The following is a 6,518-nucleotide window of genomic DNA, read 5'->3' as shown; positions in this document are numbered from 1 at the left end:
CCGAAGCTTCGGGACCCGCTACAACCGCAAGCGGATCCGGCGAGTGATGCGGCTCACCGGGCTCGCCCTGGCCGTGCGTCGGCGTGCCGGCAATCGGCGCCCCCATCGCGGGATCGTGGCGATGCCGGGATCGAATCAGCGCTGGTGCAGCGACAAGATGACGATCGTCTGCAGGGTCGGCGAAGTGGTCGAGTTGGGGTTCGCCGTGGACTGCCACGACCGCGAGCCGATGGCGGTGGTGGCCGAGGCACGGGCGATCGACGGCGCCGACATCCGCCGGCTGATGAGGCATGCGGCGTTCGCGCGGTTCGGCAACCAGCGGCCGGCCGAGCCGGTGCAGTGGTTGTCGGACAACGAGGCGATCTACACCGCACTCGAGACGGTGATCCCCGCCGAGCGGTTGAACCTCGTGCCGATCACGACGAGCGCAGAGCGGCTCCTTGCGCCGGTGCCTGGCTGGATCGCCGGTCACATTACGTTTGCGCCGCACTCGTCGTTGTGGATGAAGTCGCCCGCCTCGCACCGCAGCAGGGTACCGACTCACGACGCCGAGACCTGCCTCACGAAATAGGGGTCAGAACGCATCATGAGCAGCGTATTCCACTCGCGAGATGAAAAGCCAAGCTAGTACGGCCGCGCTCTTGGCGTGTACTGGGCGGCTAGCCACGAGAGTTCGCACACATTGATCGCCCGAGGCGTCGCGGGCCGTTCCGGAGTATCACGGCTGCGCGGCGTGCCTACTCGCTGCGGCCGGAGGCTACTTCACGGGCGCGGTGGGCACCGCCGCCGGCGGCACGAACTCGTCGGGGCGGATCGGCGGATTCACGACGATGCTCTTGATGGTGGTCGCGCCGGTCGGCATTCCGGAAGCCGAGCTCAGCTCCTTGAAGGCGAACCACACCCCGTTGACCGGGCGATAGTCGGAGTAGGACACCTCGAACTTCGGCGCCATCGGGACGCGCGGCATGATTCCCTCGCTGAACGCGACTCGGTGGGTCTCGGAATCCACGAACGCGCGCAGCACGAGTCCGCCGGCGAGCGGAACCTCGAGTCCGGACACGCTCCTTTCGCCGATGCTCGCGCGGGCCGCGGAATCCGCGTCGACCAGCCGCACCAGCGACTCGCGCTCGGCCAGGATCCAGGGCAGATCGGCGCGCGCCGCCTGAAGCGTCATCGCGTCGAGCATCATTCCGGTCGCGGGCGCGATCGAGTCGCCGCGCGACGACCGCCAGCCCTTCGTGCCGTCGACGATGCGGACTTCGGAGGTCGGCTGGTAGCGGATCAGGATCTTGAAGCGGTCGGGCCGCGCGAACACCCGGATGCTCGGCGACTCGTCGTGGCTCCGCATGGCGAACACGGTTCCTTCGCAGCGATAGGCGCGCACGGTGTCGAGCGCCGCGCGTCCGCCGTAGGCGGCGAGGACCTGCTCGATGAGCGCGTGGGGCGTCGCGGGCGCCGGCACGGCCAGCGCCACGCCTCGCGGGGCGCTCAGCAGGAGGGCCGCGAGCAGCGCGACGGCAAGGGGATAGGGGCGTCCGATCACCGGGTCACAGTATCGCCTGAGGACCTGCGCAACAAGAACGAACGGCGCGGAGGCTTTCGCCCCCGCGCCGCGCTACCTGCTGCCGACTACCGGCTCGTCGTGTTCGCCGCCACCGCGGTTGCGGTGGTGCGCGGGCACGACGCCGGACACTGCGAGGCGTTCGACACCGGGCAGGCCCGACCGTTGAGCGACATGCTCGAGGCGGTCATGGCCGCGCCGGCGGTCGCACGCGACGACCCGCCACTGCAATGTGTGCAACCGGCGATCGGGCAGCTTCCGCCCTTCGCCGCGGGGGTTGCCGTAGCAGCCGCCGTCGTGTGCGCCGAGGTCGCATGCGACTTCGACGCGCGCTGAGCGGGCTGCGCCGCGGCGGTCAACGCGATCGCCACCAGCGCCAGTCCGGCCAGCCCCAACAAAGTGCGTTTCATGATGGGCTCCTTGGAGAACGAGAAATCGTGTGGGTTGCGCCTGTGCGTGAAGATCGTTCGATCTTCCACGCGAATCACACGGGGCTTCCAGGGAGCGAAGGCGGGCCTCGAATCGGCGGTCGCCCGTCGAGGGCCGGCGTCGGCGGCCGGGCCTCCGGCGCCGGGGAGACGTGCGCGACGCTGGGCGGTGCAGCCAGCGTCGCGATCGCCACGACCATCGCGGCCTGGGTCACCGCGCGATCGAGCGAGGGCGGCGCGGCGCGCACGGCCGACGACATGAACGGCTCGTCCAAACAATACGCGCGGCCCCTGCCGCGATCGGAGTGCACGGGGTGCGACGCGGGCATTGGAACATCCGCCTGCGCCGAACACGCCTCCGTCGCCGGACAGGCGTTCATCGCCGGACAAGCCACCCCCGCGGGACAGGTCGCGCGCCCTTCGCGCGCCGCTTCGCGAGCGAGCGCCTGAAACGTCGAGCAGCTCGCCATCGTCGAGATCGGCAACGCGGCGCACTCGAGGAGCGCATCCCGGTCGACCTGTTCCCAGCGGAGCGGACACCAGCGGGCGATCGGCGCGATGGAAGTCGCGAGCGCCAACAGCAGCGTCGCGGCGATCCCCGGACTGATGCGCGCTCGGTCCAGCATGCCCGGAGTATCGGCCCGCGCGGCGGTCCAAAGTGTCCACGCCGCGTCAGGAATTGGGACGGCCGGGGACGGATTGGCTAGCTGTGCACCAGCTTCTTGTACCGAATTCGATGCGGCGTATCGGCCTCGGTACCCAGCCGCTCGTGGCGATCGGCTTCGTAGGCCTGGAAGTTGCCTTCGAAGAAGCGCACCTGCGAATCGCCCTCGAACGCCAGCATGTGAGTGGCGATGCGATCCAGGAACCACCGATCGTGCGAGATCACCACCGCGCAGCCCGCGAATTCGAGCAGCGCCTCTTCCAGAGCGCGCAGCGTGTCCACGTCGAGATCGTTGGTGGGCTCGTCGAGCAGCAGCACGTTGGCGCCGCTCTTCAGCATGCGCGCCAGGTGTACGCGATTGCGCTCGCCGCCCGACAGGTCCTTCACGCGCTTCTGCTGGTCGGCACCCTTGAAATTGAAGCCCGCGACGTAGCTCCGCGAGTTGATCGAACGCTTGCCCAGTTCGATCAGATCCTTCCCATCGCTAATTGCTTCCCACACGTTCTGCTCGCCCGGCAGCGCGTCGCGGCTCTGATCCACGTAGGCGAGCTTCACGGTGTCGCCGACCCTGAGCGTTCCCGAGTCGGGCTTTTCCTGGCCCGTGATCATGCGAAAGAGAGTGGTCTTTCCGGCGCCGTTCGGGCCGATCACGCCGACAATGCCGGCGGGAGGGAGCTTGAAGGTAAGATCCTCGATCAAGATATTGTCGCCGTAGCCCTTGCGCAGATCCGCGGCTTCGATCACGACGTTGCCGAGGCGGGGCCCCGGCGGAATGTAGATCTCGATGTTCTCGAGCTTCTCGCGCCCCTCTTCGGCGAGCAACTTCTCGTAGGCGGCGAGACGCGCCTTGCCCTTGGCCTGCCGCGCGCGCGGCGCCATGCGCACCCACTCCAGTTCGCGCTCCAGCGTCTTCTGCCGCGCGGTCTCGCTCTTCTCTTCCTGCGCGAGGCGCGTTCTCTTCTGATCGAGCCAGCTCGAGTAGTTGCCTTCCCAGGGAATGCCGGCGCCGCGATCCAGCTCGAGGATCCAGCCCGCGACGTTGTCCAGGAAGTAGCGATCGTGCGTCACCGCCACCACGGTGCCGGCGTATTCCTTCAAGTACCGTTCGAGCCATTCCACCGATTCGGCGTCGAGATGGTTGGTAGGTTCGTCGAGCAGCAGCAGGTCCGGCTTCTGAAGCAGCAGCCGGCACAGCGCGACGCGGCGCTTCTCGCCGCCTGAGAGCCGCGTCACCTCGGCGTCGCCCGGCGGGCAACGGAGCGCGTCCATCGCGATCTCGAGCTGGCGATCGAGGTCCCACAGGTTCTGCGAGTCCATCTGGTCCTGGAGTTTGCCCTGCTCCTCGACCAGCTTCGTCATCTCGTCGTCGCTCATGGGCTCGGCGAACTTGGTGCTCACCTCGTTCCAGCGATTGACGACCTTCATCTTGTCGCCGACGCCGTCCTGCACGTTGCCGAGCACGGTCTTGGCGGGATCCAGCTTCGGCTCCTGTTCGAGAAACCCGACCGTGTAGCTCTTGCCGAGGAAGGCTTCGCCGATGAAGTCGGGATCCTGGCCCGCCATGATCCGGAGCAGCGAACTCTTGCCCGCGCCGTTCAGGCCGAGCACGCCGATCTTGGCGCCGTAGTAGAACGACAGCCAGATGCCTTTGAGGATCTCGCGCTTGGGCGGCACGACCTTGCGCAAGTCTTTCATTGTGTAGATGAAATCGGGCATGAATGTTCCTGTTCTTGTGGGAAACGGCGCAGGACTCGCGCGCGAGGGCCGCGCGCATGCAGGTCGCTATCCCCGACAGGATGAGCGAACCGCGGTCATAGATCAAGCGTGCCGGGGGCTCGAAGCTGGGGCGGCTTCGGGGCCGATGCCGGCTCCCTGATCGGGGCGAGCCTCTGCGGCCGCCCGACGCTCGCCGTTCATGAATGCGTGCCCGAATTCCCGTTCGGCCACGTACGGCTTGTTCTACGCGCGCGCCGGCCTCATGCCCCGCCGCACCAGCCAGATCAGAGCGAACACCAGCGCGACGAACGGCAGCGCCGGCATCAGGAAGATCAGCGCGCCGACGCCGAAAATCACCAAACCAAGAATTCCAAAGGCGGCAAGAAATGGCAGGGCGAGCACCACGCCGATTCCACGGAAGGCGAGCCCCAGAAGCTTGAACGGCAGGAACACGATTCCGAAGACGAGCGAAAGCACCGCACCCACCAGACCCACCACCGCGACTCCAATCGCGAGGGTGACACCGGCCACGAGCAGCCCGAGCACGTCGTCCAACCTCCTTCGGGGAAGCGCGCCCGTCCCGGCCGGCGGATGCCGGGGCCGGGTGGGCGGGTTCCCAACACGCAATTCTACGCGGGCGCTCCCGCTGGGTTGCAGCCCCTCCAAGTACCGTCCGCCACGCTGCAGCCGCTCAATGCGCCAGCGCCGATCCCAGGTAAACCGGCCACAAGATCAGCGCCAGGAAGCCTTTAACAAAGTGCAGGTGCAGAAAGCCGATGGTAAACAGCCAGCCCATGATCCAGACCGGCGCCATGAAGCTGCTCCCGTCGAACTTGCCCACGATGATCTTCGTATCGCTTCCCGACATGAAATCCCCCGTCGCGGGCCGCCCGAGGCCTGGTCGCGCGCCGGCGGTCCCGGTCGCGAATCGGCCACCCGCCGGCCCTTTCGCCGGAGCCTAGCACCACGGCCGGCACGGTCGCGGGTGGGGGAGCCGCCTGCTATCGTGGCCGACGCTTCTCGCCGCCGGCTTCGCGATCGTTCGGAGAGAAATCCATGCCCGCCGCCCGCATCACGGTGATGAACAACGGGTCGCTTCGCATCGAGGGCGACTTCGAGATCGTGGACTCCGAAGGCCGGCGGTTCGGACTTTCCGGGCGCACCCGCGTCTCGCTGTGTCGCTGCGGCCAATCGAGCAACAAGCCGTTCTGTGACAGCGCTCACAAGACCTGTGGATTCGATTCGACGCTGGTCGCGTTCGACCTTCCGCCTCCCGCGCCCAAGCCGTGAACGTACGCTCCGCTGCGGCCGCCCTGCTGGTGGTCGCCGGCACCGCGGTCTGCTGGCGCCTGGGCTTCTGGCAGATCTCCCGCCTCCACGAGAAGCAGGCGCTGAACGCCGCGCTTCGCGCCGCGCTGGCCGCGCCCCCGATCGAGGCTGGCGATCGCCCGCTGCCGCTCGCTCGGGCGCGCGACCGGCGTGTCTCGTTTCACGGGCGCTTCGACCTCGCGCACCAGGTGCTGCTGAGCGGGCGGGCTCAGGGCGGATCGCCCGGCGTCGATGTGGTGACGCCGCTGGTGCTGGCCGGCGACACGGCGGCGGTGCTGGTGGATCGCGGCTGGCTCTACTCGGCCGACGCCGCGACCGTTCCCGTCGACCTCATCCCGGGAGATTCGGGCCGGGCCGTGGTGGGACTCGCGCAGGCGCCGGCCCGCGGCGGCGCGTATCCGCCGCTGCGCTCGATCGGCACCGCCTCCGCGCAGGTTTGGAGCGTTCCTCGGCTCGATCCCGACTCGCTGCGCGGCCGCGTGCCCTACGCGCTCGCTCCCTACGTGCTGCGCGAGCTGCCCGGTCCGGGGGTGCCCGAGCATCCGCTGAGAACCGATCCGCGCCCGTTCGACGAAATCATGCACGTGAGCTACGCGATTCAGTGGTTTCTGTTCGGCTCGATCCTCCTGTTTGGTTCGCTGCTGCTCGCCCGTTCGCGCCGCTCTGGCGCCGGCCGAACGGTGGCGCGGCTCGACGAAGAGGCGCCGCCCGCGCATGATGGCGCCCGATGATCGCTGTCTGACCGCCCTGGAGAAATCTCGATGCTCGCCCGCTGTCTCGCGCTGCTCGCGTTCGTCTGCGCCGCCACCCCCAACGCCTT

9 protein-coding genes are annotated in these 6,518 nt (G+C 68.2%); 3 read left to right on the top strand and 6 right to left on the bottom strand.

Translation table 11 applies throughout. From position 1 onward, the window contains the following. Nucleotides 1–571, top strand: a 571-nt coding sequence (locus tag VMJ70_14030) for a hypothetical protein (protein HTO92244.1), incomplete at its 5' end; no start/stop codon positions are given. A 186-nt stretch (nucleotides 572–757) separates the two neighbouring features. Here the strand turns inward: VMJ70_14030 and VMJ70_14025 are convergent. The 6 genes from VMJ70_14025 to VMJ70_14000 all read right to left on the bottom strand — a co-directional run bounded on the left by VMJ70_14025 (nucleotide 758) and on the right by VMJ70_14000 (nucleotide 5,210). Beyond that, nucleotides 758–1,543: a hypothetical protein gene (locus VMJ70_14025; protein ID HTO92243.1), complete on the bottom strand. Its 786-nt coding sequence runs from the start codon at nucleotides 1,541–1,543 to the stop codon at nucleotides 758–760. An 86-nt stretch (nucleotides 1,544–1,629) separates the two neighbouring features. Next, complete coding sequence (locus VMJ70_14020; GenBank protein HTO92242.1) at nucleotides 1,630–1,971, bottom strand: hypothetical protein; 342 nt, start codon at nucleotides 1,969–1,971, stop codon at nucleotides 1,630–1,632. A gap of 74 nt (nucleotides 1,972–2,045) precedes the next feature. Then, on the bottom strand, nucleotides 2,046–2,615 hold the full coding sequence (locus VMJ70_14015; GenBank protein HTO92241.1) for a hypothetical protein: 570 nt from the start codon (nucleotides 2,613–2,615) through the stop codon (nucleotides 2,046–2,048). Nucleotides 2,616–2,692: 77 nt separating this feature from the next. Further along, nucleotides 2,693–4,369, bottom strand: a complete 1,677-nt coding sequence (ettA, locus tag VMJ70_14010; GenBank protein HTO92240.1) for an energy-dependent translational throttle protein EttA — start codon at nucleotides 4,367–4,369, stop codon at nucleotides 2,693–2,695. Between the two features lie 243 nt (nucleotides 4,370–4,612). Next, nucleotides 4,613–4,915: a hypothetical protein gene (locus VMJ70_14005; protein ID HTO92239.1), complete on the bottom strand. Its 303-nt coding sequence runs from the start codon at nucleotides 4,913–4,915 to the stop codon at nucleotides 4,613–4,615. Nucleotides 4,916–5,060: 145 nt separating this feature from the next. Beyond that, nucleotides 5,061–5,210, bottom strand: coding sequence for a hypothetical protein (locus tag VMJ70_14000; GenBank protein HTO92238.1), 150 nt, complete (start codon nucleotides 5,208–5,210; stop codon nucleotides 5,061–5,063). Between the two features lie 215 nt (nucleotides 5,211–5,425). Between VMJ70_14000 and VMJ70_13995 the strand changes: the two genes are divergently transcribed. Both VMJ70_13995 and VMJ70_13990 read left to right on the top strand, forming a co-directional pair. Beyond that, a complete protein-coding gene (locus VMJ70_13995) occupies nucleotides 5,426–5,659 on the top strand; it encodes a CDGSH iron-sulfur domain-containing protein (protein ID HTO92237.1) in 234 nt (77 codons plus the stop codon). Continuing rightward, entirely contained in the window at nucleotides 5,656–6,429 is a 774-nt protein-coding gene (locus VMJ70_13990; protein HTO92236.1) for an SURF1 family protein, read from the top strand. The genes VMJ70_13995 and VMJ70_13990 overlap by 4 nt, the downstream gene beginning before the upstream one ends. Nucleotides 6,430–6,518: the final 89 nt, after the last annotated feature.

Source organism: Candidatus Sulfotelmatobacter sp., from assembly GCA_035498555.1.
Classification (GTDB): Bacteria; Eisenbacteria; RBG-16-71-46; order RBG-16-71-46; family RBG-16-71-46; genus DATKAB01.
Note: the sequence above shows the minus strand (reverse complement) of the source record. Positions and strands in the feature narration are given on the sequence as shown.